This is a genomic window from Acinetobacter genomosp. 33YU (genome assembly GCF_001990725.1).
Lineage (GTDB): Bacteria > Pseudomonadota > Gammaproteobacteria > Pseudomonadales > Moraxellaceae > Acinetobacter > Acinetobacter seifertii.
In genome coordinates, this window is the sequence record NZ_LFZQ01000006.1 from 178,484 (window position 1) to 205,301 (window position 26,818).

Below are 26,818 nucleotides of genomic sequence, written 5' to 3' on the forward strand. Positions count from 1 at the left end.
ATCCCTGATTATGACTTGAAACGGCGTAGTGCGATTAAACCAAATAACCCTAAAATTAAACCGCCACCTACACTTCCCCCACCACCAGTACTTACAGATTTATCTTCAATACCAGATAAAGGCTCTTGGACTACAGTCGCCGGAATCGAGACATATTGGAAATCTGTTCCATCATTAAATCTTGATACACTCGTAACAACTTGAATACTAAAAATGTCTGCACCATGCCAGTTTCCATTTGGTGTGTAAACGACATTTCCGTTCTGGTCTATTGTTATGCTGCCTTTAGAAACTGGAGTATCAGTGCTCTGTTTTATTTTCAAACAACCTGGTTGCCAGTCTTTACCATCAGGTCGATCACCAAATAAACGTTTACAAGTAGCAGGTGTGACCAAATCAGCTTCACTTAAAGAATCTAAAATATTAAATTTTGCAACTTGTCCATATTTAATATCTTGCCCAACAGTCGCAATTTCATTATTTAAAATATATTCAACTGCTCCTAAGTCGCACAGCTCATCATAGCCACTACGGTTTTTTCCACGTTGGTCAAGTCTTTCACAACTAGCCAATCCAACCGATGAACCGTCACTATATAGCCGTCCCTTATTGATAATTAAAGAATCAGCTAGGCTATTATAACTCTCGAGTAGACGAGGCTTAAAAAATCCCAAAAAGCTATCTTTCGGCGTGCTAAATGGGCATAACAAACCATCTTTCGCTGTTACATCACAAACACCTTCATCGATATCTCCAGCGATTAACTTTTCACTAGCAGGAAAAAGGATATTAGGTAACTTTGCAGTAGCATTACGATTACAATCAGAAATAACTAAATTACTTTGAATAACGGTCTTGTCATCTGTATTTGCAGTACAGTTCGCAGTGTTCCCCACTAATATACTGTTCGAAACAGAAGCATTTCCCTGTGGAGCATCGAGAAATAACCCAGCTGCATTTTTAATCATTGTAATGTTATTAACAAACATTCCATCTTTAATGTTTGCAATAAAGCCAACCTTATTGTGGAAGAATGTACTGTTACTAAAGCCTATAGCACGTACATTTAAGTATCCTCCTGTACTTTCATCATCAAATTTTGTTGCACCATAAAATAATGCACCATCTGAAGAAGAAACTTCATTATCACGTATTACAGATTGAGTGACGAGATATAAAGGCTGTTCACTATAAATAACACCACCTTGAGTCGCTTTATTATTTTGAATCAAGCTATTTATAATATTTACAAAACCAGCAGTTTGGCCTGTTTTAGATAACAATCCTTGATTGTAAATTGCTCCACCCTGATTTGCATATCCACCAATCAATCGTGAATTTTGGATAGTCAATTTTTCATGGTTTAAAATTAAACCACCTGTTAATACCTTAGAGTTTGAACCTGCGCCTTGTAAGTTAAGATCACTCAAGGTCACAGCAAAGGATGCTTTCTCTACACTACCATCATCAATTTTAAATAGCTGATCTGTACCCACCATCTTTATTGTTGCGTTATGGGAACCAGGCTGATCAGTATCAACTATCGTAGAATCATTTTTTGCGGTACTGATCGTAAGAGGGGCTGTAATCGTTATTTTTGAATTTAACGTATATTCGTTATCACGCTGCAAAATAATATTTGATGAGGAATCTTTATTTCCACAGCCATGATAGCCATTTGCATATTTTTCAACATCAGCAGCGTTTGATGAACCACGATAATTCAGAAATTGTACCGCTTCGCGTAAGGTACATACCGTATCATCTTTATCTTCATCAACTAAACTTGTGACTTGAATATCAGCAGAATAAGCGTGCCCAGCAGCAGCCAATAATGCAAAAGCAATGCTCCGTTTGAGCATACCCTTCTCCTTACCTATTTTTTTCATTTTTCTTTGTCAATATTGCAAAGTTTTAACTTTTGCAAACGCATCCTTTGTGCGTACTTTGTCACAGGAGTCAGAATTTCTCAAGATGTTTTGATCGCTCTATAGCGTCATTTTAGATAAGCAGCTTCATAAATATTTGCTTAATTAAACATCTATTAATATATGTAGATTTTACTTATCTAAAAATTTAGTAGTGCACTTTAGAATTTAAATTATAAGTAGTTAATAGATGAATATTTTTATAGTAAAGCACAGGCTTAAGCTAAAAATTAATTTTTTTTATTGTTGATACTCATCAATTAAAGCATAGATTTGTCTTAAAGTTGCATTTGACAGCTTCGTCTTCTCACCTTTAAGAAGTTTCTCTAATTGAGCTACCGTTTGCAATAATACAGATGCTTGATGAGGTCCATGTAAAAGCAAATAATCTACAATCTGCTGATCGAAATGGATCCCACGTCTAGACATTACAGAGGTTACTAAAGCATAGCGATCAGCATATAAGCTTCCGCTTGGCACTTTTACACTCACTGCTTGAGTAAGTCTTGATTGTAAATCTGGTAATTCTAATTTCAATTCAATCGGCGCAACACGCGAAGAAAACACGAGTTGCCCTTCATGATTATTCATTAAGTGAAAAACCGCTTTTTGCCAGTGAGGTACACCACTAATTGACTCAATATCATCTAAAGCAACTAGGTCATAGTGCTCTAAACAAGTAATTGCCTCAATTGGAGCGTCAAGCAGTTCCAGCAGAGAAACTTTTATTGCAGACTTGCCTACTTCTAAATAAGAATCACAAATTGCTGATAGCAAATGACTCTTCCCCGTTCCTGCTCCACCATAGATATAAAATCTATTGACTAGACCTGCATGTAGTTGACGCACTGCATCAACTACATGCCCCCAACCTGGTCCCGAAAAATCACTGATTCGAGCATCAAGTTGAGGTTCTATATCCAGTTGGAGTTGACGCATATAATGAATTGGCCTTGAAATTATTTCTGATCTGAAAGATTCGGTGTATCTGTATCTTGCTGTTTTTTAACTTCAAGATCAAGTTTAGTATCTTCAGTTTCTATATGAATTTGCTCAATATTGCCTTCTTGGATCACTAATGTAGAAGATGGTGCATATAATGAACTCCTTTCATAGTTTTCTCTTAAATGTTTCAAGAGCACTACAATCACAGCAGCTACAGGTAATGCGATCAACATGCCTAAGAAGCCAGCAAGTTGTGCACCTGCCAAAACGGCAAATACGACAGCAACAGGCGAAAGACCAATTTTATCACCGAGTAAGAATGGTTGCAGAATGTAGCCTTCTACTGCCTGACCAATCATAAAAACCACACCAACCAGTAATAAATGCATCCAGTCCATTCCAAACTGGAATAAACTTGCAATCACAGCGGCAATAATACCGACCGCAAAACCTAGATATGGAATAATACTGGCAAGGCCTGCCACCATACCAATAATTAGCCCGACCTCTAACCCAATGACTTGAAGACCTACCGCATAGACGATACCGAGTAAAAGCATTACGAGGAATTGTCCCTTAACAAATGCTCCTAAAACACTGTGACACTCACGAACAATTTGCAAAGTCGTTGCTTCATACGGACGCGGAATGAGACGACGTAAGTTTTGTAGCATACGGTCCCAATCAAGCAAGAAATAGAAAGCAATAATTGGAATTAAAACAATTGTTCCACCAATCTGAATAAAATTCAGACCTGATTGTGCAAGCTTTAATAAAACAGCCTGAATACTGTCTGCACTGTAATTGGTCTGGACATAATCCATAACTGCTTTCGACATTTGATCGGTGTCAATTTCCATTTGCTGGACATGGAATGTTGAAGAAATCCATGGTAATAGCTCTGCATTAATCCAATGAATCCCAGCAGGAATACTATCTCGTGCATAAACAAGCTGTTTCCAGATGAGTGGAACTAAATACCACAAAGCTACGGTTAAAGTTACACCAATACCGATAAAAACAATGCTAATTGCCAACCAACGAGGGAGCTTAATTTTTACTAGAACATCGACCAGTGGACTAAATAAATAAGCCAGGAAAAAAGCACCAAGAAATGGAATGACCACAGGCTTGAGCAAGTATAATACCCATACCAGCAATACAATACCTGCGAGTAAGAAAATACGGCGCAGCATACGATCTTGCATAAAATCTAGCCTTTTTTGATTTAATCGTTATAAATAGAAAAATATTTTTATTAAAGATAGCATTTTCGAGCATAAATAACATAAGAGTTTCGTATATTCAGGTTATAATCTGCCGCCAATGCGGAGACTTCATTTATGAGCAACTCAACTTCTACCCCAAATACCGGCTTAAGCTATAAAGATGCGGGTGTTGACATTGAAGCGGGCGACGCACTGGTCGATCGTATCAAGTCAGTCGCTAAACGTACAACTCGTCCAGAAGTAATGGGCGGACTTGGTGGCTTTGGTGCACTATGCAAAATCCCTAAAGGTTACGAAGAACCAGTTTTGGTTTCTGGAACCGATGGTGTAGGTACTAAATTACGTTTAGCACTTAACCTTAATCGTCATGACACAATCGGCCAAGATCTTGTGGCTATGTGTGTAAACGATCTTTTAGTTTGTGGCGCAGAACCATTATTCTTCCTCGACTATTATGCTACTGGTCACTTAAATGTAGATGTAGCTGCAAACGTAGTTACTGGTATCGGTAAAGGTTGTGAACTTGCAGGTTGCGCACTTGTAGGTGGTGAAACAGCTGAAATGCCAGGTATGTATGAAGGCGAAGATTACGATCTTGCTGGTTTTGCCGTAGGTGTTGTTGAGCAAAGTAAAATTATTGATGGCTCTAAAGTAAAATCAGGTGATGTACTTATTGGTGTTGCATCAAGCGGTGCTCACTCAAATGGTTATTCATTACTACGTAAAATCTTAGATGTTAAGAATGTAGACTTAACTCAAGTAATTGATGGTCGCCCACTTGCTGATGTAGCAATGGAACCAACACGCATTTATGTAAAACCAGTTCTTGAGCTTTGCAAACAAGTTGATGTACATGCTATGGCACACATCACTGGTGGCGGTTTACCGGGTAACTTACCACGTGTATTACCAAATGGTGCTCAAGCAGTAATTAATGAAGCTTCTTGGGAATGGCCAGAATTATTCAAACTTCTACAACGTGAAGGTAATGTAGAACGTTTTGAAATGTACCGTACCTTTAACTGTGGTGTAGGTATGGTGATTGCAGTTGACGCAAATGATGCAGAAAAAGCAATTGAAGTGCTTAATGCTCAAGGTGAAAAAGCTTGGAAAATTGGACATATCCAAGAAAATGCTGAATCAGTGGAAGGTGCAGACGAAAAAATTCGTGTGATCTTTGAATGATGAAAATTGCTGTTCTAGTCTCTGGGAACGGCAGTAACTTACAAGCCTTGATAGATGCACGTCTATCAGGGCAAATTGTAGGTGTACTGTCTAATAAAGCCGATGCTTATGCCCTAGAACGTGCTCAAAATGCCAATATCGCGACAGCGGTAATTTCGCATAAAGACTTTCCTAGTCGTGCCGATTTTGATGAAGCGATGCATCAGCAACTTATGGCTTGGCAAGCTGACGTTATTATTTTAGCTGGCTTCATGCGTATTTTAACTGCTAACTTTGTCGATAAATGGCAAGGTAAAATGCTCAATATCCATCCTTCGCTATTACCTGCTTATAAAGGTGTTAATACACATCAGCGTGTATTAAATACAGGTGATCGATTGCATGGTTGTACAGTTCACTTTGTAACTTCTGAACTTGATGCTGGTCAAGCAATTGCTCAATCTGCAATTGAAGTAAAAGAACATGACAATGTTGCCTCTTTGGCAGAACGTGTACATAAACTTGAGCACTTTATTTATCCTCAAGTTGCAGAATGGTTATGTAATGGCCAACTGACATGGAAAAATGGACAAGCCTATTTCCGTAATCAAATTCTTGAAAATCCTATTCGTTTTGCATCTTGGTAAAAGGTTTGCTCAACGAAAATTAAAAAAGGACATGCATGCATGTCCTTTTTTATAGAAATCTTATTAGCGTGAATTGCTATGAATAAGCTTCTTAATATAATTTACTGTGTCAATCGGATGCTCTAGTGGGAACATATGCCCTCCTTCAACAACACTAAATGGAATTCCCATTTTACGTTTTGCCATTTGAGGAAAACCTCTTTTTAAGAAGGCACTTTCTTTTCCTACAACTAAATGTACAGGCATTTTTGGTTTTGGCATAGGTAGCCACCACCAAGAAGGATTTTTACGGAAAATCGCAACTTCATCTTCACGAGAAATAGTGAGAGTTACGCCGCCACGTACCGAATCTTCTTTCAAAGCATAATCAATGTAAGCTTGAAAGCAGTCTTCATCAAAGTCTTTATAAAAACCTTTTGGACGCAATAAAGAAGCCGCTTGCTCACGTGACTCCCAATGTTCACGACGACGTGCAGATAAACCCGCAGGTGTCATGTCATCGACTATTTTAGGTTTAAACAGTTTTGCCATATGAAAAGCAAAAGAGTATCGACCCAAAATAAGAGGCGGATCTAACATAATAACTTGTGAGAAAAGCTCAGGGCGTTTAAAGGATGCCATTAAGGTCAAAACTGAACCCAGCGAATGACCAAGTCCGATCACCTTTCGCCCTTTAGCTTGACGAACAATACTATCAATCACCTGATCAACCAAAAAAGGCCAATGATCGGTAATTGGATAACGTTTGTCAGGACCAATAAGAGGAACATAAATGATGTCATACTCATCTTTTAATTGATCAAACAATTTTTGATACACCATAGATGGCACACCATTAGCATGCGCAAAGTGTATAACCGGTTTTACTGACATACCGTTATCCTGATTTAAATTATTGTAGCTTGGCGTTTTGACTGGTCTCTAAACGTTGAGCAACCGACTCACTTAAGCCTTTACCCATTTCTGAACCCATTCGACCAAGAATAGATTGTAATGGGTTACGTTCAATCGTGTAGTCAACTTTATTATCAAGCTTCAGTTCACGCATCAAGCTCGTAATGTTACCTGAACGGTCAGCAACACCTAACTGAATTGCTTGTTCACCAGTCCAGAAAAGACCAGAGAAAATAGCAGGATCATTAGATTTTAAGCGTTTCCCGCGTCCTTCTTTCACTGCATTAATAAAATGGGTGTGGACGTTATCGAGTACAGATTGAATATGCTCTCTTTGTACAGGATTGATCGGTTTTGTCATACTTAAAATGTCTTTATTGGTACCCGCGGTTAAAGTACGGTCTTCAATTCCGAGTTTTTGAGCTAAGCCAGTAATGCCATAATTTGGCATAATGACACCAATTGAACCGACCAAACTTGATGGATTCACAATAATTTCATCAGCAGCAGAAGCAATATAATAAGCACCAGAAGCACCCATATCACCAATTACTGCATAGACTTTCTTATCAGGATGTTCTTTTTTCAAAAAGCGAATTTCTTGCCAAATTTCGTCTGACTGAACAGGAGAACCGCCAGGAGAATTAATATTAAGTGCAATTGCTTTGCTATTTGAAGCTTCAAAAGCACGTTTAAGCGCTTTATTTGTATCTTCACTATTTACCGCTTGATTGCTTGAAGCATCAATGGTTCCAACAATATCAACCACAGCCAGATGAGCACTACTGCTGCTTGCTGCAGAGCTTTCCTTGCTGGTTGAGCAACCTTTACCCATTAATACAACAATGAACAATAGATAAATAAAAGTAAGTGTTTTAAAGAATATACCCCAGCGACGACTACGGCGTTGTTCTTCCACAGAAGCGAGTACCGCTTTCTCAAGGATTTGCCATTCTGGTCCGTTCTGTTTAGGGGTTATAGGTTCATTTTGTGGTTTTGGTGGCCAATCGGACATAAAATTCCAATCCAAATCAATCGAAATGATGTCATTATATACATTGATTTGATAAAAACTGTCTAAATAATATGATTTCATTTATAATATTTTTGTCTTTTTTTACTTGTTGCTTCCTCCCTACTGCTATAGATGACTAGACCAGATTCAAAAAGCATGAACTATCAATTACTCAAAACATTTAGCCGACTACCTATTCAATTTGGGCGTTCTATTGCTCGTATATTGGCTGGCCTAGTAAATACTCTAAAAATTACCAGAACATCAAAAAGTATAGAACTTAATTTAAGAATTGCTCTGCCCCATTTAACACCGCAACAGCGTATAGCGATTACAGAAAAAGCTGTAAGAAATGAGCTGACCTCATATTTTGAGTTTTTAAGTATTTGGGGTTCATCTAATCAAGAAAACATTGCTCGCATCCATCGTATAGAAGGTGAACAATATTTTCATGATGCACTAGCTGAAAAAAAAGGTGTTGTATTAGTCGTCCCACATTTTGGTACATGGGAAGTCATGAATGCATGGTGCGCCCAGTTCACATCAATGACCATTTTATATAAACCAGTCAAAAATGATGATGCTGATCGTTTTGTACGAGAAGCTCGCAGTCGTGAACAAGCAAATTTAGTTCCGACCGATGAAAGTGGTGTAAGACAAATTTTTAAAGCACTCAAAAAGGGTGAAACTACAGTCATTTTGCCAGACCACACTCCAAATATTGGTGGAGATATGGTGAAGTATTTTGGTGTTCCACTTGCTTCAAGTAATTTAAGTGCAAAACTCATCCAAAAAACAAAAGCGAAAGCTTTATTTCTCTATGCAATCCGTAATGAAAATGACGGCTTTACCATGCATATTGAACCTATGAATGAGAAAATTTATGAAGGCTCTGCGGACGATGGTACTTATGTCATCCACCAAGCAATTGAGCAGCTCATTCATAAATATCCAGAACACTACCACTGGAGCTATAAACGCTTTAAAGCAAACCCAGCTTTAGATAATGTTTATAATATTGACCCTTTAGAAGCGATTAAAACTGTTAATAAACTCAAAGCTGAAGCTTTAGAGAGCTCTACGCAACCAGAGCCGCTCAAAACGTCGGTCGTGTAAAACCATTTTGTGGCTTTCCAGAACAAAACTTAACGTTCCTTGCTCTACTGTACTTTTAAGTGGGATATGAAGGGCTTTTAAACGATTGATAACCTCTTGGCTAGGATGGCCATAACGGTTATCAAACCCTGCTGATGCAATTGCCAGTTTTGGTTTTAAAGTTGCCAGGAAATCATAAGCAGAGCTGTGCTTGCTTCCATGATGACCCAATATCAAAACATCTACTTTTAAGCGTGGATAGTCTTTTAACAGCTCGTACTCTGCTTCCCATCCTGCATCTCCCATAATCAGAAAATTTTGGTAATCACTGACTCCTTTAAAGTGGATATATACAACGCAAGAATATCGGTTCTGTTGAGAAGGTACAAAAGCTAAATCTTTTTGTTTAGGCCATAAAACTTGGATATCCACCTCTGGATATTGCCAGTGTTGACCTTGATGACAATATTGAAATGACTGTTTGAGAGTATTTGAAGATTGCTCATTTGAGAGAACCTGCTTTACAGGAATCTCCTGCTGAATGGCTGGAAAAGCACCACTATGATCTTGATCAAGATGAGAGAGCACGACACGATCTAATTGTTTTACTCCTTGTTGACGTAAAAAAGGGACTACAACATTTTGACCGATACTGAATTTCTTTTCATCGTAAGAACCACCTGTATCAATTAGCCAGTTTTGTTCAGGCTGCTGCAACAAAATAGCTTGCCCCTGCCCAACATCTAAAATATGAAGCTGAATTTGCTGGTTCGTTTTGTTCATTACAATTAGGGGTAAACAACAGAGTACTCCCCATGTTTTTGGCAAAACACCTTTAGGTAAAAATAAAATAAGAATACCTAAACTCACTGCGAATAAAGCCAGTGGCGTCAAGCTTATACCTTGTATTGGTAAAGAGAGTTTTTCTAATAAGCTTAAGCAACTTAGTAAGATACTCAGTAAAATATCATTAAACTGAAATAGCATATTCCCGAATGGTTTGACGATAAACCATGCACAAGCAGCCAAAATATTTAAAGGGACAATAACACCACCAACAATAGGCACCGCAACAATATTGGTTAATGGAGCAACCCAAGAAATTTGTTGAAAGAAAAGTAAGGTTAAAGGACTCAATGCAATAAATATTTTGCCTTGAGACTCAATTAACACCTTACTCATAAAAATCAGTTTTGAGCTTAAGCTTAAAAAATGTTGCTCAGGTAACTGCACTATAGTTTCATAAATTCTTAATAAAATAAAGCATGCCCCATAAGACAGCCAAAAACCTGCAGAAAGGACACTAAACGGGTCCATTAGCAACAATAGACTTGCGCTATATACCAGTAATGCAAATGGTTTAAGGGGTTGTTTTAATATTAGGAAGGAAATAAATATAGAGACTGATAACAATGTCCGTAGAGCGGGAATTTCAAACCCAACAAAAGCTGTATAAATTAAAACCCCGAAACTGAATGGTACAGCCAATAAAACTTGTTTGGGTTTCCATAAATAAATTTGAGGGTAATAACGACAAATGAGTTGATGACACACCCAAGACAACATGATGGCAAAAATAAGTACATGTGGCCCTGAAATCGCCAATAAGTGAGCAATTCCTAATTGTTTAAATTGTAGTTGAGTTTCATCTGATAAAAGACTTTCATCACCAGTCAGCAAAGCTAAAAGTAGACCCTTTTGCTGTAATGAAGAACTGTGTAATAGATACCTAAAAGTTAAGCGAAGCTTTTCTATATTTAAATGAAATCTATTAAAAAAGGACTGATGCTCTTTCAAATGCTGTTGATATCCTAATCGATAGATCTCATCAAGGCTTAAATGTTCAATATGCTGAACAGTAAATCCAGACATTATATTTCGCTGAATAAACCACTTTTCCTGATCAAAAGCTCCTGTTGTGGCATAACTATGAGCAGGTTTTGTTTTTCCAGATAGTCGATAGTAATGGCCTAATTCAAGTCTTTGATTGCTCTTCAACCCATCCTGATTATCATTTTTTAAATACAACAGCCAATTTACTGGTTCTTTTGATAAGTTTAATACTTGTGCAGTTTGTTGGACCTTATTATTTTTTTCTTCACTAAGTTTCTTTATATAAACAATAATATCGAGATTCTTTGAATCCGTTTCTCTTTGTTGTAAGCGTTCGATCAGTGCATTCTCGGCATATTGATACCCGACAATAAACAGACTTGTTGTACATAACAGGCAATAAATAGCCTTTAGAAGTGGTCGGCCAACGAATACTGAGCGTCTAAAAAGATAAAAAATAAAGGCAAGTAAAAGTAAAACCTTAGCTACTTCTCCATATTGCATGATTAAAGGTAAATGAATACCCATTAATGCAATACCGCAAATCCACCCCAATAGAATAATTTTAAACATTCAAAATCTTGTCATTATCATTTTAGGGGCAAAATTAAAGCCCAACTGAGTGGGCTTTAACAATGTGATTTAATGACAATTTTTTAAGAACCGCTTACCCACAAACCATCTTCCATATGTAAGATAGAATCTGCCGCCTGAGCTAATTGCTCATCATGGGTCACAATGAGCATTGCCATGTTTAGTTCTTTCTTAAGATCAGTAAGTAACTCAAAAATACCAACAGCTGTTTTACGGTCCAAATTACCCGTTGGTTCATCAGCTAGAACGACCGCAGGCTTAGTCACTAATGCTCGAGCAAGAGCCACACGTTGACGCTCACCACCAGAAAGTTCACCTGGTTTATGGTCCATACGATGAGATAGCCCAACTCGATCTAGCAAATACTCAGCTTGTGCCTTTACAGACTTAAATTGACTGTCTGCTCGAAGCATTAAAGGCATTGCTACATTTTCAAGTGCAGAAAACTCAGGTAATAAGTGGTGAAATTGATACACAAAACCAAGGTATTTATTGCGTTGGAAACCACGCTCTGCTTCACCCAAGTTATCAAAGCGCTGTCCATTTAGAAATACTTGCCCTTGAGTTGGTTGCTCTAAGCCACCAAGTGCATGCAACAAAGTACTTTTACCCGAACCACTTGCACCGACAATAGATACAAACTGCCCTGCTTCAACCTGTAAAGAAAGACCTTTAATGACTTCAACCTTAGATTTACCGTCATCAAAATGCTTATAAATCTCTTTTGCTTCTAAAACGATTTTACTCATAACGCAATGCCTCGGCAGGTTGAACTTTGGCTGCACGAAGTGCCGGATAAATAGTTGCCAAGAAACTTAAGAGTAAAGAAACAATTACGATAATTGTCACATCTTGCCATCTTAAGTAAGAAGGTAAGTAATGTACAAAATAGGCATCGAACAAATTAAGTCCGAGCACATTATTAAACCAAGAAATAATATCGCTAATTGTAAGTGCCAAAATTACACCTAAAACCGTGCCAGCAACTGTACCAATTACCCCAATCACTGTACCTTGCACCATAAAGATTTTAGTAATCATAGATGGTGACGCACCTAAAGTACGTAAAATTGCAATGTCCGATTTTTTGTCGGTAACCACCATAACCAAAGAAGAGACAATGTTAAATGCCGCAACCACAATAATCAGTACAAGTAATAAACCAACTAATGTTTTTTCCATTTGAATGGCATTAAATAAATTACCGTGTGTATAGGTCCAGTTCGTTGCATAGAAATTGCTTGGTAAATTTTTCACAATATCATCGGCAACTTGAGGAGCAGCAAAGATATCATCCATTTTTAAACGGACGCCTTGAGCACCATCAGGTAAACGCAATAAAGTCGATGCATCGTATAAAGCAATGTACCCAACCATTGAGTCCACTTCAGCACCTACGCTGAAAATACCAACCACTTTAAAGCGCTTAAAACGAGGCACTACACCTGCTGGAGAAGGCGTTGCTTCAGGTAAAACCAGTGTCACACTGTCATTTAGACGTAAACCAAGTGAATCGGCCATGTCTTTACCAAGCACAATACCGAACTCACCTTTTTTCAGTGAGTCAAGGCTACCAGCAACAATATGATCTTGAATAATAGATACATTCTTCTCATATTTTGGGTCAATACCCGTCACCATAATACCAGCCACTTGCCCTTGAGCAGTTAACATACCTTGCAATTGGGTAAAAGGTGCAACTCCAGTGACATGGGGATGTTTTTCAACTCGTTTAACCAGCTCAGGCCAATCCGTAAGAATTTGCGTCGATGAAACTGTCGCTTGCGGAACCATTCCCAAAACACGATTTTTCAATTCGCGGTCGAAACCGTTCATTACAGAAAGTACCGTGATCAGTACAGCAACACCAAGTGTCAAACCGATCATCGAAACCAATGCAATAAAAGAAATAAAATGATTACTGCGTCGTGCGCGAGTATATCTCAACCCTATATACAGTGAGATTGGTTTAAACATACCTTCTAAATCCAAGGTCATTGATGGAAAATAGAGAAGTGCAAGTTACACTTCCTATTTGGCCATATCGTTAGATGCAGTATTAAGGTTTAAAAATCAGTAAGTTCTGACCTATCCTTAACAATCCTAATATTATATTGCTGCGCTATTTTCTACTACTTAAGATATGAGATCAATTTGATCATGCATTTAGCTACGAATTAGAACAATTTAATGAATAAGCTCAACAAATTACCCTCATCTTCTGCTATTTAGATTTAATATGTTGAGCAAAATTACGGTTTGCCTGAATGTCTTTATAGAAATAAAGGAATAGACCAAACAAGATAATAAATGCTCCCACAAAAACCATCATCGAAAGGTGCTCATGATTTAAAACAGCACCAATTACCATAGCTAGCATAGGTGTAATAACGGTGGTAAGCGATAAAGTGGTTGCCTTTATATTTTGTACAAGTTTGAAATAACAGAACATAGCCACAAGCGAGGCCATAAGCACTGTATAAATTAAAGCAAATAGAGATTTAGCTTGCGGTAAATGGGTCGGTGCATATTGCCAAATAAATGGAATTAGGCAGCTCGCCAAAAGTGAAGATACCAAAATTGAGCCTGTTGCCTGAGCCATAGGTTGAATTTTGGCATTCACTTTTTTTACCCAAAAAATAGAAAATGAATAAACGAAAACACTAATCAACATTAAAACAATGCCAAATGGATGCACGTGCTGACCAGATCCATTTAAGCAAATGATTGCTAGGCCACAAACAGCAATCGCCATACCAAGCCACTGTAGTTTATAAAGATGCTGACCAAACCCGAAACGACCAATTAAACCAGCCATAATAGGTGCAAGACCGAACATGAGAGCAATCATGCCTGAACTTAAATACTGAGTTGCAGCATAGGTAAAAATTTGAGAGCCAATTAAACTAAAAGAACCTGCAAAATAACTATGGAGAGCTTGTTTATGAATCGGAAAAGCTGTTTTTAAAACCAATAACACGATAACCGAAAGAGGTAATGCTATATAAAAACGTAACAGCAAAGCCCACATAACATGTAAGTCAGACACGCTCCATACAATGGCTAAAGGCGTCGTTGCCCAAATAAATACAAGCAACACATACGTTGAAGCCAAGTTGGTTTGGGATGGCATAAGAGGCTCACTAAGCAGTTTTACGTTTTTGCTTTAAAATCGTTTGGTCGAGTGAACTCGAGAACTCACGCTTATCACGTTCTGAAATTGGAGGTGGGCCTCCTGTTTGTACACCAGCGCCGCGCAGCGTGTCCATAAAATCACGTAAGTGCAAACGAGCCTTAACATTTGCAGTGGTATAAATCTCACCCCGTGGATGAATCGCAATACCACCCTTTTCAATAACTTGAGCAGCAAGCGGAATATCCTGTGTAATGACAATGTCATTTTCAGACATGCGGTCTACAATTTCCTGATCGGCCTGATCGGCTCCACTTAAAACCTGTATTGATTTAATACGTACCGATGGGGTAATTCCGACATTTTGATTGGCTACAAAAATCACTTCTAACTGATAACGATCTGAAGCTCGTAAAATGACTTCACGCAAAATTTTAGGTAATGCATCTGCGTCTACCCACAGCTTGAATGGCAGCACGTTATTCTCTATTTCCACTAAAAATATAAGTCTAACAGATGCATTTCACTCGAGAATAGCGCTAAATATAAAACTTATTTTCTAAATTTAATTTTAACAATACCTTAACAATCGAGCATATTCACTCTTAAAAGCGAGTGATTTATCGATTGGAAGGATTTTTGATAACTAAATATGTGCTTTTACAAGAGAATTTACACATGTTGACTTGAAAAATAGCAATTACCCTCGATTTAATATAACAAGTGAGATAAACCCAACATCAATCGTACTTATGAAAAATCAAAACAGTCCAGAAGTTATTACGGTAAACGACCAAAATTTTGGTAGTCATGGCGAGCATTGGAATCTATTAACCTCCCATCCAGAGACAGATGTACCAAAATGGCTTGGACTGGCGCTTGATGCACCTGTAATGCCAATGGGCTTATGTCAGCATGAAGATGAGATGGATCAATCTTTTTGGCTGATTCAGGGTCCTCAAGGACAGAATGTCAGCATTAACCAAATTATTGCGGTTGAAAATCAAAAACCGCGCGCACTAAAAACAGCATTTCCTAGTTTTGAAAGTCCTTATCAATATAATGCAAAAATTGAGCGCATCATTACTTGTGACTCAGCAACTCAGGCAGTATTAAGTTTAAGATTAAATAAAAATACGACTGTTTATGCATTTGATAATTTATTTAGTGTTAATCGTTGTCAATATGACAAAACCCAAACTTATCAAGTTCAATTTAATGCATGGGCTTATGAGTTAGAACCAGTCCCTGCTGGTGAAACGATTGTTGTAGATGACCCAGCCTCTATTAAACACCACCGTGCGTTAAATGCAATTTTGACTGAACATAATGGAGTTGCACCTGAAAACCTACAAGAGCTCATTAATGAATGGCAACCAAAAACCGAGGAAGATCATGAACCTGTAACGGTCGATTTTTCTAAAATGGTTGCATATTTATATGGAGAAAATCTTGGTCAAGAAGACGAAGCTTGGTTTCAAGGTAATATTGTAGGTAAAACTTCAATGTCATTTATGGGAGCAGAATATACTCTTTATGATGTCACTTTAGTTTTAGAAGATGATCTTCCTGCCATATTAGTGCGCATTGCGACCCAAAATGATTTGTACAAAAACTTTAATATTGGTGAATATATTCGCGGTAATATCTGGATTCAGGCGAATATTTATGCTAAAAATAGTGAAACTAATTGAATTTCACTAATATTTTAAAAATTAGGCTATTGAATGAAGATTATACCTGAACAAACCACCAGCCTCATTCAAACTAGTAACCCACGTATAAGGGTCGATACTGGTGCGTTTTGCTTTTTTGTTTTAGGTATGTTTTTAGCCGCGATGATGATTCATCAATTTGGTTTTGTTCCTTTTTAATGAATAAATTACACAATAAAAAAGCCCTCTTTTCGAGGGCTTTTTTATTTGATTTACTTAACCATTACGTTTAGCAAAATCATTCATAAAGCGAATAAGCGCTTGAACGCCTTCTAATGGCACTGCGTTATAAATACTTGCACGCATACCACCAACTGAGCGGTGACCGGCCAAGTTCAATAAATGATTTTCTTCAGCTTCTTTCAAGAATTGCTTTTCTAGAGCTTCATCTGCCAAAGTAAATGGTACATTCATAATTGAACGATTTGGAATGGCAATCGGGTTATTATAAAAATCGCTTGAATCGATATAACCATAAAGTAACTGAGCTTTTTCAAGGTTAACTTTATGAATAGCGTCTACCCCACCCTGCTCTAGTAACCATTCGAATACTAAACCAGACAAGTACCAAGCATAAGTCGATGGTGTATTTACCATAGAACCATTTTTCGCTTGATCACCATATTTTAAAATGCTTGGAATTTCTGGTTTAGCTTGGTCAAGTAAATCATCACGAACAATAACGATTGTTAAACCAGCAGGACCAATATTTTTTTGTGCACCAGCATAGATTAAACCGAACTTGGTCACATCTAATGGAGCAGATAAAATACTTGATGAATAGTCACAAACAAGTGGTGCTTTAACATCAGGAATACCTGCAAACTGTAAACCACCAATTGTTTCATTATCTGCATAGTGAACATAAGCAGCATTATCAGATAAGTTCCATTCGCTTTGATCAGAAATTGCGAACTTACCATCTACTTTAATGCCTGCTTCGACAGCATTAATATCGCCATAGCGTTTTGCTTCTTTTAACGCTTTTTCAGACCAAATTCCTGTATGGATATAATCTGCTTTGTTATTTTTACCAAGCAGATTTAAAGGAATTGCTGAAAATTGTAATGACGCACCACCTTGTAAAAATAGCACTTTATAGTTTTCAGGAATATTCATAAGCTTACGCAAGTCAGCTTCAGCTTTTTCAGCCACAGCAACATAGTCAGCACTACGGTGACTCATTTCCATGATGGATAGACCTTTACCTTGCCAATCCAACAATTCTTGTTGAGCTTTTTCTAAAACGGCAGTAGGTAATGCAGCAGGACCAGCACAGAAATTGTACGCGCGCATGATTTTTCCCTTGTAAAGTGAAACACAATAAAAAAAGGCATTTAACCACAGATTGCTTAAGGTTGCAGCAGCTTCTCTAGTAAATATTTCAATGCTAGGGCGTATTTAGGTTTATTTTTTCAATAACTATTTTATTTATTTCTTTGCTTTCACTTATTTTTTTATAAGTTTTATTAAATAAAGTTCAACTTGACTTGTGAATGGAGTTTCCCATACTGTGATAAATATATAAAGTATGCTGTATGATTTTGCATCAAGTAAAATAAACTCAAAATCATTTTGTGCTTTTATACAATTGTATAATAAACAATATGATAATTGAATTTAATAACAAGAAATTTAAACTATAAGGGATGATCAAAAATTGTTATATAAAATGCCAACACATCAGTATCGACAGTCAATACGCCCTTTTCTCTTTAAACCCAATTATCTTGCTTTGGTATTGGGAATATTTATTGCAACGCCTATTTATGCACAAAGCTTAAGTTATGCCGAAGCTGAACAACAAGCTTTAAAAAGCTCATATAGCACCCAAGCCAACCAAGCATTGCAACAAGCTTCTCAATTAGAAGCTGAAGCAGTCAAAGGCCTAGGGTTACCTAGAGTTGATTTAAACGTAAGAGCATATGCATTTCACAGTGAAACAGACGTACCACTTGGTAGTTTCAAACAAAAGCTTGAGAATGATTTAAGCCAAGGGCTAAATGACAAATTGTCCCAGTGGAACAATGTCATTCCATCCGATGTTTTGGGACAAATTCAGGAAGGTTCAAACCAAATCATCCATGATGGCATAAATCGCTTTCCTAACTACGCTAATTTGACTTTAGAAGATCAGGTCGTACGCCCGTCTATTTCAGTTGTGATGCCACTTTATACAGGGGGCTTAACCAGCAGTGCAAAAAAGATAGCCAACATTCAGGCTCAGCGCTCAGAGCTTTCAAGCCAGCAACAACAAGATATCCAGCGGTTTGAAGTCGTACAAAGTTATTTCAATGTGCAATTACAACAGCAACTGGTCGCGAGTAGCTTATTTAACTTTAATGCAATGCAGAAACATTATAGCAATGCGTTAAAGCTCGAACAGCAAGGTTTTATTAGTAAAGGTCAACGCATGCAATTTGAAGTTGCTCGTAACAATGCAGAGCGAGCTTTACAAAACGCACAAGCAAATCTGAATGCCAGTCAATTCAGTTTAAACAATCTTCTTCATCAGCAAAGTAATGCTGATTTAAGTACTCCTCTTTTTGTAAATACAGTTCGTAGCCAATCTTTAGAAGCACTGCTAAGTAGTTACGCTCAAAAATCGAGTCTTGTGCAAAAAATGCAGTTAGATACTCAATTGGCTAATGCAAATATTCAAGCTCAGCAAGCGGCAAAGAAACCAAGTCTATTTGCTTTTGGCGAATATGCACTAGATGAAAAGGAAAACTGGATTGTAGGTGTGATGGCAAAGTACAACTTGTTTTCAGGTGTAGATAAAAATAAGAATATTCACGCAGCCGAGTTAAAACGTTATGCCTCAGAACTATTAACTGAGCGAACTAAACAAGAAATTGAAGGATTATTGAATAAATCATATAACGAGCTCAATTCAGCACAGCAAAGTCACACGTTATTGCAAAGAAATATTAGTGCAGCTCAAGAAAACTTACGTATTCAGGAGCTTTCATTCCGTGAAGGTATGGGAACAGCCACACAAGTTATTGATGCACAAAATGCATTAAGTGCTTTAAAAACAGAAATGGCTTTAAATGCATACAAGTATGTCATGTCACTTGCAACCTTATTGCAAAGCCATGGTTCTATGGACCAGTTTAAAGCTTATGTGACTCAACCACATACTGACTATATCCGCTAATAGGGGGCATAAAATGAATCAAGAATCATCTTCTTCTCAGCAAGATTCACCTGTTACGGATACAGAGCATACAGGTCAAGATCAACAAAATATTCAAACTGACAATACTCAAGAAGTAAAATCGAATAAAAGTAATCCTCAACCACCTAAAAATTCAAAAATTAAACTAATAATTGGTGTGGTCATTATTGCTTTGTTAGGTTTGATCATTTTCGGTTTGTGGAAAAGTTATCAACCAAAGCCTATTGAATTACAAGGCAGAGTTGAGGCTGAAACGATTCACGTGAGCACTAAAGTTCCAAGTCGTATTGAAGAAATTTATGTACAAGAAGGTCAAAAAGTTTCTAAAGGACAACCTCTAGTTCGTTTAGTCAGTCCAGAAATAGAAGCCAAAAAGCAACAAGCCCTAGCAACCTTACAATCAGCTTTAGCACTTCAGTCGACTGTGGATCGAGGTTCGCAACAAGAAAATATTGATACTCTGTATGCCAACTGGCAGAGTATGAAAGCTCAAGCAAATCTTGCAAAAACCACTTATCAGCGTGGAGAAAATTTATATAGACAAGGTGTTATTTCCCGTCAAAGACGAGATGAGATGTTTGCAGCCCAAACCTCTGCTCAAGAGTTAAGTGAGGCAGCTTATCAACAATATGCGCGAGCAAAGCGCGGAAGTACCAGTCAGCAGAAATCTACAGCAGATGCTCAAGTGGATATTGCAAAAGCAGCTGTCAGTGAAGCCCAAGCACTTGAAGCAGAAACCCGCTTACTCGCTCCTATTTCAGGTACAGTTTCAAAAACTTATGGGAAACCTTCTGAACTGGTTGCAATAGGTGTGCCGGTTGTCAGCATTTTAGAAGATGATGATTTGTGGGTGAGTTTAAATGTCGGTGAAAATCAGTACGCTTCTGTTTATAAAAACAAAACGCTAGAAGGATTCATTCCTGCGCTGAATCAAATCGTAATGTTTAAAGTAAAAAATATTGATGCTGAAGGTGAATTTGCCACGATTAAAACCACTCGTCAGACTGGTGGTTATGATATTCGTAGCTTTAAATTGCATCTAGTGCCTGAGCGTCCTGTCAAAGACTTAAAGGTTGGCATGAGTGTTCTATTTAAAATTAAAGAAGAAAAATAAAACATGTTTGCCAGTATATTACGTGAACTAAACTATCTAAAACGCAATAAATGGGATTTGTGTATGGTGACACTCATCCCTGCTTTTATCATTTTTTTGTTTAGCAGCATGTTTTATGCAGGTAAGGCTGAACATTTACCTATCGCAATTATTGATCAGGACCAAAGTGAGCTGAGCCGCAATATTGAAAAGTATCTTTCGTTAAATCATACGGTAGATGTTAAAACAATTACTGCAAGCTCGACCGAAGCTGAAAAACTCCTCAATGAAACCAAAATTTGGGGCTATGTTTTTATTCCTGACGGCGCTGAAAAACGTTTTGTAAAAGCTCAAGACGCTCAAATTAGCATTGCATTTAACCAATCTTTTTTTAGCGTAGGAAATACGATTTCCTCTGCCATGTTAGTCAGTACACTCAATGCTTTAGCAGACTACGCAGGCCAGAGTTATTTAGCAAATAATATCCCCTATTTAGATATTCCTACAGCACACGTCAAAATTTCAACCCTCTATAACCCAAGTATGAGCTATGAATTTTATTTAGAACCTTTCATGGTTCCTGCTGTTTTGCATCTATTACTCTGTTGTTGTGTGGCTTTTGCTATTGGACAAGAACTTAAACGTGGCTCATTAAACCAGTGGGTTAATCGTGAAAATTTTATTCGCGGCTTACTGGCGAAAAATTTACTTTATAGCTTTATTTTTTGTCTCTGGACTTGGTTATGGATGTTTTGGTTAGTTGAGATTCGCGGTTGGTTTGTCGCTGGCTCTCTCAGCTTTTTATTAGTTGCCCAGTTTTTGCTTTATTTTTCTTATGCACTTATTAGTAGTACTGTCATTCTTGCCACCAAAAATTTAAGTAAAACTTTTGGTTTTATTGCTGTATACGGTGGTTCTTCTTTAAGTTTTGCTGGTGTGACCCTGCCTTTAAATAATGCACCAATTTTCACTAAATTTTGGTCTTTAATTATTCCTTATACACCTTATGCAAAGCTCCAGACCGAACAGTGGGTCATTGGAAGTCCACTTTTTATTTCAATGACGCCCTTTTTAATACTGATTGGCTACTGTCTTATTTATTTCATTTTGAGTTCCTTGCTACTTAAAAAACTAGTTCGGGGAGCTGCGCAATGAAAGAATTCTTAAAAGCTTATGTCCAAACATTTAAAGATATTGTTAGTAATAGTTCAGTTTTCACGACACTGATTTTATCAGTCATTCTTTATAGCTTTTTTTATCCAACTGCCTATAAAGCTGAACGTGCTGAATCAATTCCAATCGTCATTGTTGACGAAGAACAAAGTCTTTTAAGCTCTCAAATTATTGGACAAACAAGCAATAGCCCGAACGTAAAAATTGTTGAAGTCACTGCTAATTTTCTCGAAGCCGAACAAATGGTACGTGAACAAAAAGCAGATGGTATTTTGCTTTTACCCAACAACTTAACACAGAGCCTACGCCGCGGAGAAACTGGTGGAATTGGCTTATACTTAAGTACAACCAACTTTTTAAAAACTAAAGAAATTGGGCTAGGTCTTGCTACTTCTATTGAGGCCACATTAAAAGAATATGTTGAAAAATTTGGAGAGCGTACTCATTTCCAACCAGCCCTTTCTATTCATCAGGTTCCTTTATTTAACCCTCTTTCAGGTTATGGAAGCTATATTTTTCCAGCAGTTGCAACACTCATTATTCATCAAACGATTGTATTAGGCTTAGCCATGCTGATTGCAAGCTACCGCGAACAGCATGAAAAAATTACCTCCATCCGCTTTGCTGGAATTTTTGCCAGCCTATTTACTATTGGTTGTTTAGGTAGTTTTTATCTTTTTGGTTTTACCTTGTGGTTCAACGACTATCCACACGGTGGAAATTTTATTGGTTTACTCGTCGCGGTTCCGATTTTTATTAGTTGTGTGATTGGATTAGGCATGTTGATTGGCTCACTTTTAGACATGCCTGAACGTGCTGGACATATTATTGTATTTAGTTCAGTTCCGCTTTTCTTATTAACTGGTACCGCATGGCCCCACCATGCCATGCCTGAATGGTTACAATGGTTTGCTTGGTGCTTACCTTCTACACACGGTGTACAAATGTTTGTACAGCTTAATCAAATGGGTGTTCCTTTAAATGTTGTGATACCTAAATTAATTTTTCTTGCAACAATTGGAATCATTTTTTTAATTATTGCCCATTCACGTTTAAAAAATTCTAAGTAAATTTAAAGGTTCATGAATGTATATAAATTATATTTTTATTTACTATAAAATCTTATAGTTAAATCTTATTTCTTAAATAATTGACCAAAAATTTATAAAAAAATAAATAAATTCAAAGCATTAGTTTGTATCAATTGTCATGAAACCTTAAGAAAACTTTAAGTTGAAATTAAGGATATTTGTTCATAGTAAAGCTGTTTAGTTTTTCAGCAGCTTTTCAGGGTATCTCTGCTACTCTGACCCATTATGGAACTTGAATATGGCAAAGGTGTGTTATTGCGCAGATGACTTTGCAATGAATGCGGAAATATCTGACGCAATTATTCAATTAATTGAACAAGGTACACTTCAAGCAACCTCATGTATGACCCAATCTGAACTATGGGAAACTGCTGCTGCCAAATTAAAACCTTTTAGTGACCAAGTTGATATCGGTTTACATTTAAATCTTACCCATGCTTTCGCTTCAGGTAATACTGTTTTTTCCTTACCCATGCTTATTTTACGTGCATGGTCTTCAAGTCTGAATCGTGAATTAATTACCCAATGTATTGAAGAACAATGGGACTTATTTGTTTCAGCCATGGGAAAGCACCCAGATTTTATTGATGGACATCAGCATATTCATCAATTTCCATTCATACGCGATATTTTGCTGCAATTGTTAAAAGAGAAAAAATTTACGGGTTGGATTCGAAATTTACAGCACCCGATAGATTTACCTCACTATCGTTTTAAAACTCGCGTGCTCTCTGCACTCGGCTCTAATTCTTTAGCAAAAGCATGTCAAACATATCATTTTAATCAAAATGACCAATTTGCTGGCATCTATGATTTTAAGCAAACTGACTATGGCGAACTGAACCAGTATTGGCTTGCGCATGCAAAAGACCACTTACTGATTATGTGCCATCCAGCGCTTGCAGAATCAAATGATCAAGATCCGATTCAACATGCCCGAATACAAGAATATGAATATTTCAGTTCGGATCAATTTCAACTTGATTGTCAGCAATATGGTATCCAGCTCACTAGACTAGGGGCAATGCAATGAACACAAAACCATTTTTATCCTGCGTTGTTCCAGCCTATAACGAAGCAGAAAATTTAAAAACTTTTATTCCTGCTTTAGCAAATAGTCTAAAACAGCAAAATCTTAGCTATGAAATTATTGTGGTAGATGATGGGAGTAAAGACGACACGATTCCTATTCTACAAACAATGATTGATGATTACCCATTAGTTGTGCTTGAACTTTCACGCAACTTTGGTAAAGAGGCAGCGCTAAGTGCTGGCTTAGATCACGTAACAGGTGAAGTGACGCTACTCATTGATGCTGATTTTCAACATCCATTTGAAGCAATTCCAACCATGATTAACCTTTGGAAAAATGGTTATGACATGGTGTACGGTATTCGCAATCGTACTACTGAATCTTGGCTTAAACGTGTTTTAACCCAAGGTTATTACCGTGTATTAAACTTAAGTTCTCCGATCGATATCCCTGAAAGCGCGGGCGACTTCCGCCTACTAGATGCAAAAGTTGTTGAAGCAATTAAACAATTGCCAGAAAAAAACCGCTATATGAAAGGTCTCTATGCTTGGGTTGGATTCAAAAGTATAGGCGTTAATTTTTCTGAGCAAGAACGTCAGCATGGTCGTTCCAGTTTTGATGTAAAAGCTCTCTTTAATTTAGCCATGTCAGGTCTAACTGGTTTTTCAGATTTACCTTTACGCATTTGTATTTATTTAGGTGCAATCTTAGCTTTAGGTGCTATGAGTTACGGAACATGGATTATCCTTAAAACATTGATTGAGGGTGTTTCTGTTCCAGGTTGGGCAACACTTGTAGCAGGCATGACATTACTAGGTGGTATACAGTTGTTGTTCCTTGGTATTGTTGGTGAATATGTAGGTCGAATTTATGCGGAAGTAAAAAATAGACCAAAGTATATTGTTGCATCCGAACATTCTCATATTAAACAAGAAAAATCCATCACAAAGCCTGAAAATACATTCTCAAGTTTCTAACATGTTTGCTCATATTTTTCAGCTCACGCGGTTTGCCACTACTGGTGCCGCAGCAGCGCTCACCCACTATAGTGTAGCCATGCTTCTGTTTAAGAAGCATGTCGAGCTGCAATATGCCAATTTACTTGCATTTTTAGTTGCCTATTGGGTGAGCTATTTCGGGCATCGCATTTTTACTTTTAAAGCACAGCATCTTGCTCATCGTCAGACTTTACCAAAATTCACATTAGTTGCAGGCTTAGGTTTTTTATTTAATGAAAGTTTTCTTTTACTTTCAAATCTTTATTTTGACATTCCTGTTTCAACCTTAGTGTGTATTGCAATTGTTCTGACTTCTGTCGTGACTTTTTTGCTTAACCGTTTTTTTGCATTTCAACATTAAGGATTGTGTATGCAGCAATGGCTTCGTAATTCGAAATTTTTATTATTTTTTTTACCATGCTGGTTACTTGTTCTTTCTTGGATAAGACCTTTGTCAGTACCCGATGAAGGCCGCTACGGAGATATTAGCCGAGCGATGGTCGAATCTGGAGATTGGTTAACTCCACGAATCGATAGTTTACCATTTATGCATAAACCTCCATTGCTCCATTGGTTAAGTTCTATTTTTATGGAAATTTTTGGGGTGCATGTATGGGTGTTACGCTTAGTACCTGTTTTGGCCGCTACACTCACCTTAGTTGGTCTATTCTGGTTTGTAAAAAAACATATTTCAGAGCGTGTAGCGCAACTCACGGTTATTATTTTAGCGACTAACCTACTTTTTTTTGGTAGTAGTCAATACATTAACCATGACTTATTAGTAGCATCCGGGATTACATTAAGCGTTTTATGCTTTGCTGATTTCACTATTTCTGCATGTAAATCTATCTTATTTTTAGGTTATGTTGCAGGCGCAGCAGCCTTTCTCAGTAAAGGACTTATTGGTGTTCTCATTCCAGGCATGATTTTATTACCTTGGTTACTCTACACAAAACAGTGGAAGAAAATACCTTCGCTTCTTAATCCATTAGGGATATTGCTATTCTTACTTATCGTTAGTCCATGGTTATACGCAGTACAAAGTAAATATCCTCATTTTTTACATTATTTCTTTATTGACCAACAATTTAGTCGATTTAGTTCAAAAGAATTTAATAATAAGCAACCATGGTGTTTCTATCTGCTTATTTTATTTTTTGGTTCTTTACCTTGGGTTTTTGCGAGTAGATTTGAGTCTATTAAGACCGTCTTTAAAGATCATAAGCAATCTGGTGTATTTGCCTTGCTTGTATGGTGGTTTATTTCTGTCACGGTTTTCTTCTCCATTCCACCTTCTAAACTAGCGGGCTATATTTTACCTGCTGTCCCGCCCCTTACTATTTTCTTGGCACTTGTGATTAACAAAGTTCTTGAAAACAGTTATAAAACCAAATTACAGGTATGGGGTACTCCTGTATTTATTATGATTCTTGGAATAGGCATTGTGGCTACCCCACATTTTCTGCGTGCGAATCAGCCTTTTTTCCAACACGAAGCGGTATTCATTTACACCATTGGCACACTGTTAATTGTGCTCCCACTGCTTCTAGTTGGCTTATATAAAAAGCAGAAAGTGAGCTATCTAAACTATATTTTTATGAGTTTGATTGTTCTATGTAGTTCGGTTCCTTTTGCTGTTCGTATTTTAGATACTAAAAATAATGTGGGCCAAACAGATTTTGCTGAGTACCTCACCCCATCTACAAAAATAGTTTTCTATAATTACTATTTCTATGATGTGCCTTTCCTTTTACAGCTTAAACAGCCTGTCTACATTGTAAATGAATGGGATAGTGTTCATTCTGATAGCGCCTCTTTAGAAATTAAGGATGGTTTGTTATTTGAGCCTGAACGTAAGAAGTATTTATGGAGCGAGCAGCAACTTAAAGATGCCTTAGCCCAAAAGCAAGATTTGATTGTGGTCAGTCAGCCAAATAATTTTGCAATTAAAGATCCTTCTGTGAAAACTCTACACTACCGAAACTATGATGTATTTATTTTCCATCCAGCAAAATAAATAGATTAGACATAAAAAAAGGAAGCCTGAGCTTCCTTTT

At 37.3% G+C, this 26,818-nt stretch carries 24 protein-coding genes and 1 pseudogene; 14 read left to right on the plus strand and 11 right to left on the minus strand.

The genetic code is table 11. The annotated features are described in order from the left end of the window. Positions 1-8: 8 nt before the first annotated feature. The 3 genes from rbtA to cxpE form a co-directional block, all read right to left on the minus strand. Positions 9-1,862, minus strand: a complete 1,854-nt coding sequence (gene rbtA, locus AC056_RS07235; protein ID WP_077163163.1) for a rhombotarget A — start codon at positions 1,860-1,862, stop codon at positions 9-11. A gap of 306 nt (positions 1,863-2,168) precedes the next feature. Next, the gene (gene hda, locus AC056_RS07240; RefSeq protein WP_004699865.1) at positions 2,169-2,867 is read right to left on the minus strand and encodes a DnaA regulatory inactivator Hda; all 699 of its coding nucleotides are present in this window, start codon (positions 2,865-2,867) and stop codon (positions 2,169-2,171) included. 20 nt (positions 2,868-2,887) lie between these two features. Then, complete coding sequence (gene cxpE / locus AC056_RS07245) at positions 2,888-4,081, minus strand: chloramphenicol efflux transporter CxpE (RefSeq protein ID WP_019457286.1); 1,194 nt, start codon at positions 4,079-4,081, stop codon at positions 2,888-2,890. A gap of 135 nt (positions 4,082-4,216) precedes the next feature. Here cxpE and purM point away from each other — a divergent pair, with 135 nt between their 5' ends. Then, positions 4,217-5,287: a phosphoribosylformylglycinamidine cyclo-ligase gene (purM, locus tag AC056_RS07250; protein WP_000071984.1), complete on the plus strand. Its 1,071-nt coding sequence runs from the start codon at positions 4,217-4,219 to the stop codon at positions 5,285-5,287. Continuing rightward, complete coding sequence (gene purN, locus AC056_RS07255; protein WP_077163164.1) at positions 5,284-5,913, plus strand: phosphoribosylglycinamide formyltransferase; 630 nt, start codon at positions 5,284-5,286, stop codon at positions 5,911-5,913. The genes purM and purN overlap by 4 nt, the downstream gene beginning before the upstream one ends. Positions 5,914-5,976: 63 nt before the next feature. Here purN and AC056_RS07260 read toward each other — a convergent pair whose 3' ends face one another. Continuing rightward, positions 5,977-6,786, minus strand: a complete 810-nt coding sequence (locus AC056_RS07260; RefSeq protein WP_077163165.1) for an alpha/beta fold hydrolase — start codon at positions 6,784-6,786, stop codon at positions 5,977-5,979. A 19-nt stretch (positions 6,787-6,805) separates the two neighbouring features. Beyond that, positions 6,806-7,822, minus strand: a complete 1,017-nt coding sequence (gene sppA, locus AC056_RS07265) for a signal peptide peptidase SppA (protein WP_077163214.1) — start codon at positions 7,820-7,822, stop codon at positions 6,806-6,808. 132 nt (positions 7,823-7,954) lie between these two features. Here sppA and AC056_RS07270 point away from each other — a divergent pair, with 132 nt between their 5' ends. Next, positions 7,955-8,938: a lysophospholipid acyltransferase family protein gene (locus AC056_RS07270; protein ID WP_077163166.1), complete on the plus strand. Its 984-nt coding sequence runs from the start codon at positions 7,955-7,957 to the stop codon at positions 8,936-8,938. Here AC056_RS07270 and AC056_RS07275 read toward each other — a convergent pair. The 3 genes from AC056_RS07275 to AC056_RS07285 all read right to left on the minus strand — a co-directional run bounded on the left by AC056_RS07275 (position 8,891) and on the right by AC056_RS07285 (position 13,321). Then, a complete protein-coding gene (locus tag AC056_RS07275; protein ID WP_077163167.1) occupies positions 8,891-11,323 on the minus strand; it encodes a DNA internalization-related competence protein ComEC/Rec2 in 2,433 nt (810 codons plus the stop codon). The genes AC056_RS07270 and AC056_RS07275 overlap by 48 nt on opposite strands. Before the next feature lie 83 nt (positions 11,324-11,406). Further along, positions 11,407-12,093, minus strand: a complete 687-nt coding sequence (gene lolD / locus AC056_RS07280; protein WP_004699850.1) for a lipoprotein-releasing ABC transporter ATP-binding protein LolD — start codon at positions 12,091-12,093, stop codon at positions 11,407-11,409. Further along, the gene (locus AC056_RS07285) at positions 12,086-13,321 is read right to left on the minus strand and encodes a lipoprotein-releasing ABC transporter permease subunit (protein WP_031944926.1); all 1,236 of its coding nucleotides are present in this window, start codon (positions 13,319-13,321) and stop codon (positions 12,086-12,088) included. The genes lolD and AC056_RS07285 overlap by 8 nt, the downstream gene beginning before the upstream one ends. Positions 13,322-13,458: 137 nt before the next feature. On the opposite strand from AC056_RS07285, the pseudogene AC056_RS20030 reads away from it, so the two are divergent. Next, a pseudogene (locus AC056_RS20030) lies at positions 13,459-13,539 on the plus strand (PilZ domain-containing protein); the annotation flags it as partial. 29 nt (positions 13,540-13,568) lie between these two features. Here AC056_RS20030 and AC056_RS07290 read toward each other — a convergent pair. Further along, positions 13,569-14,477 (minus strand): DMT family transporter, encoded by a 909-nt coding sequence (locus AC056_RS07290; protein WP_019457293.1) that lies wholly within the window; start codon positions 14,475-14,477, stop codon positions 13,569-13,571. A gap of 10 nt (positions 14,478-14,487) precedes the next feature. After that, complete coding sequence (locus tag AC056_RS07295) at positions 14,488-14,973, minus strand: YaiI/YqxD family protein (RefSeq protein WP_077163168.1); 486 nt, start codon at positions 14,971-14,973, stop codon at positions 14,488-14,490. Positions 14,974-15,229: 256 nt separating this feature from the next. Between AC056_RS07295 and AC056_RS07300 the strand changes: the two genes are divergently transcribed. Both AC056_RS07300 and AC056_RS19570 read left to right on the plus strand, forming a co-directional pair. Beyond that, positions 15,230-16,171, plus strand: coding sequence for a hypothetical protein (locus AC056_RS07300; protein ID WP_077163169.1), 942 nt, complete (start codon positions 15,230-15,232; stop codon positions 16,169-16,171). Positions 16,172-16,204: 33 nt separating this feature from the next. Then, entirely contained in the window at positions 16,205-16,351 is a 147-nt protein-coding gene (locus AC056_RS19570; protein ID WP_019457296.1) for a hypothetical protein, read from the plus strand. 57 nt (positions 16,352-16,408) lie between these two features. Here the strand turns inward: AC056_RS19570 and serC are convergent, their stop codons facing one another. Beyond that, on the minus strand, positions 16,409-17,488 hold the full coding sequence (gene serC / locus AC056_RS07305; protein ID WP_077163170.1) for a 3-phosphoserine/phosphohydroxythreonine transaminase: 1,080 nt from the start codon (positions 17,486-17,488) through the stop codon (positions 16,409-16,411). A 376-nt stretch (positions 17,489-17,864) separates the two neighbouring features. Between serC and AC056_RS07310 the strand changes: the two genes are divergently transcribed. From AC056_RS07310 to AC056_RS07345, 8 genes are all read left to right on the plus strand, one after another. Then, entirely contained in the window at positions 17,865-19,352 is a 1,488-nt protein-coding gene (locus tag AC056_RS07310; RefSeq protein WP_039254602.1) for a TolC family protein, read from the plus strand. A gap of 13 nt (positions 19,353-19,365) precedes the next feature. Then, positions 19,366-20,487, plus strand: coding sequence for an HlyD family secretion protein (locus AC056_RS07315; protein ID WP_077163171.1), 1,122 nt, complete (start codon positions 19,366-19,368; stop codon positions 20,485-20,487). A 3-nt stretch (positions 20,488-20,490) separates the two neighbouring features. Beyond that, positions 20,491-21,621, plus strand: a complete 1,131-nt coding sequence (locus AC056_RS07320; protein ID WP_139344631.1) for an ABC transporter permease — start codon at positions 20,491-20,493, stop codon at positions 21,619-21,621. Continuing rightward, positions 21,618-22,709 carry an ABC transporter permease gene (locus tag AC056_RS07325; protein WP_077163173.1) on the plus strand — a complete coding sequence of 364 codons (1,092 nt, stop codon included), beginning with the start codon at positions 21,618-21,620 and terminating at the stop codon, positions 22,707-22,709. The genes AC056_RS07320 and AC056_RS07325 overlap by 4 nt, the downstream gene beginning before the upstream one ends. 259 nt (positions 22,710-22,968) lie before the next feature. After that, complete coding sequence (locus tag AC056_RS07330) at positions 22,969-23,763, plus strand: ChbG/HpnK family deacetylase (protein ID WP_077163174.1); 795 nt, start codon at positions 22,969-22,971, stop codon at positions 23,761-23,763. Continuing rightward, positions 23,760-24,740, plus strand: coding sequence for a glycosyltransferase family 2 protein (locus AC056_RS07335; RefSeq protein ID WP_077163175.1), 981 nt, complete (start codon positions 23,760-23,762; stop codon positions 24,738-24,740). Before AC056_RS07330 ends, AC056_RS07335 begins: the two co-directional genes overlap by 4 nt. 1 nt (position 24,741) lies before the next feature. Next, positions 24,742-25,122: a GtrA family protein gene (locus AC056_RS07340; protein ID WP_019457304.1), complete on the plus strand. Its 381-nt coding sequence runs from the start codon at positions 24,742-24,744 to the stop codon at positions 25,120-25,122. A gap of 9 nt (positions 25,123-25,131) precedes the next feature. Beyond that, positions 25,132-26,778: an ArnT family glycosyltransferase gene (locus AC056_RS07345; RefSeq protein ID WP_077163176.1), complete on the plus strand. Its 1,647-nt coding sequence runs from the start codon at positions 25,132-25,134 to the stop codon at positions 26,776-26,778. Positions 26,779-26,818: the final 40 nt, after the last annotated feature.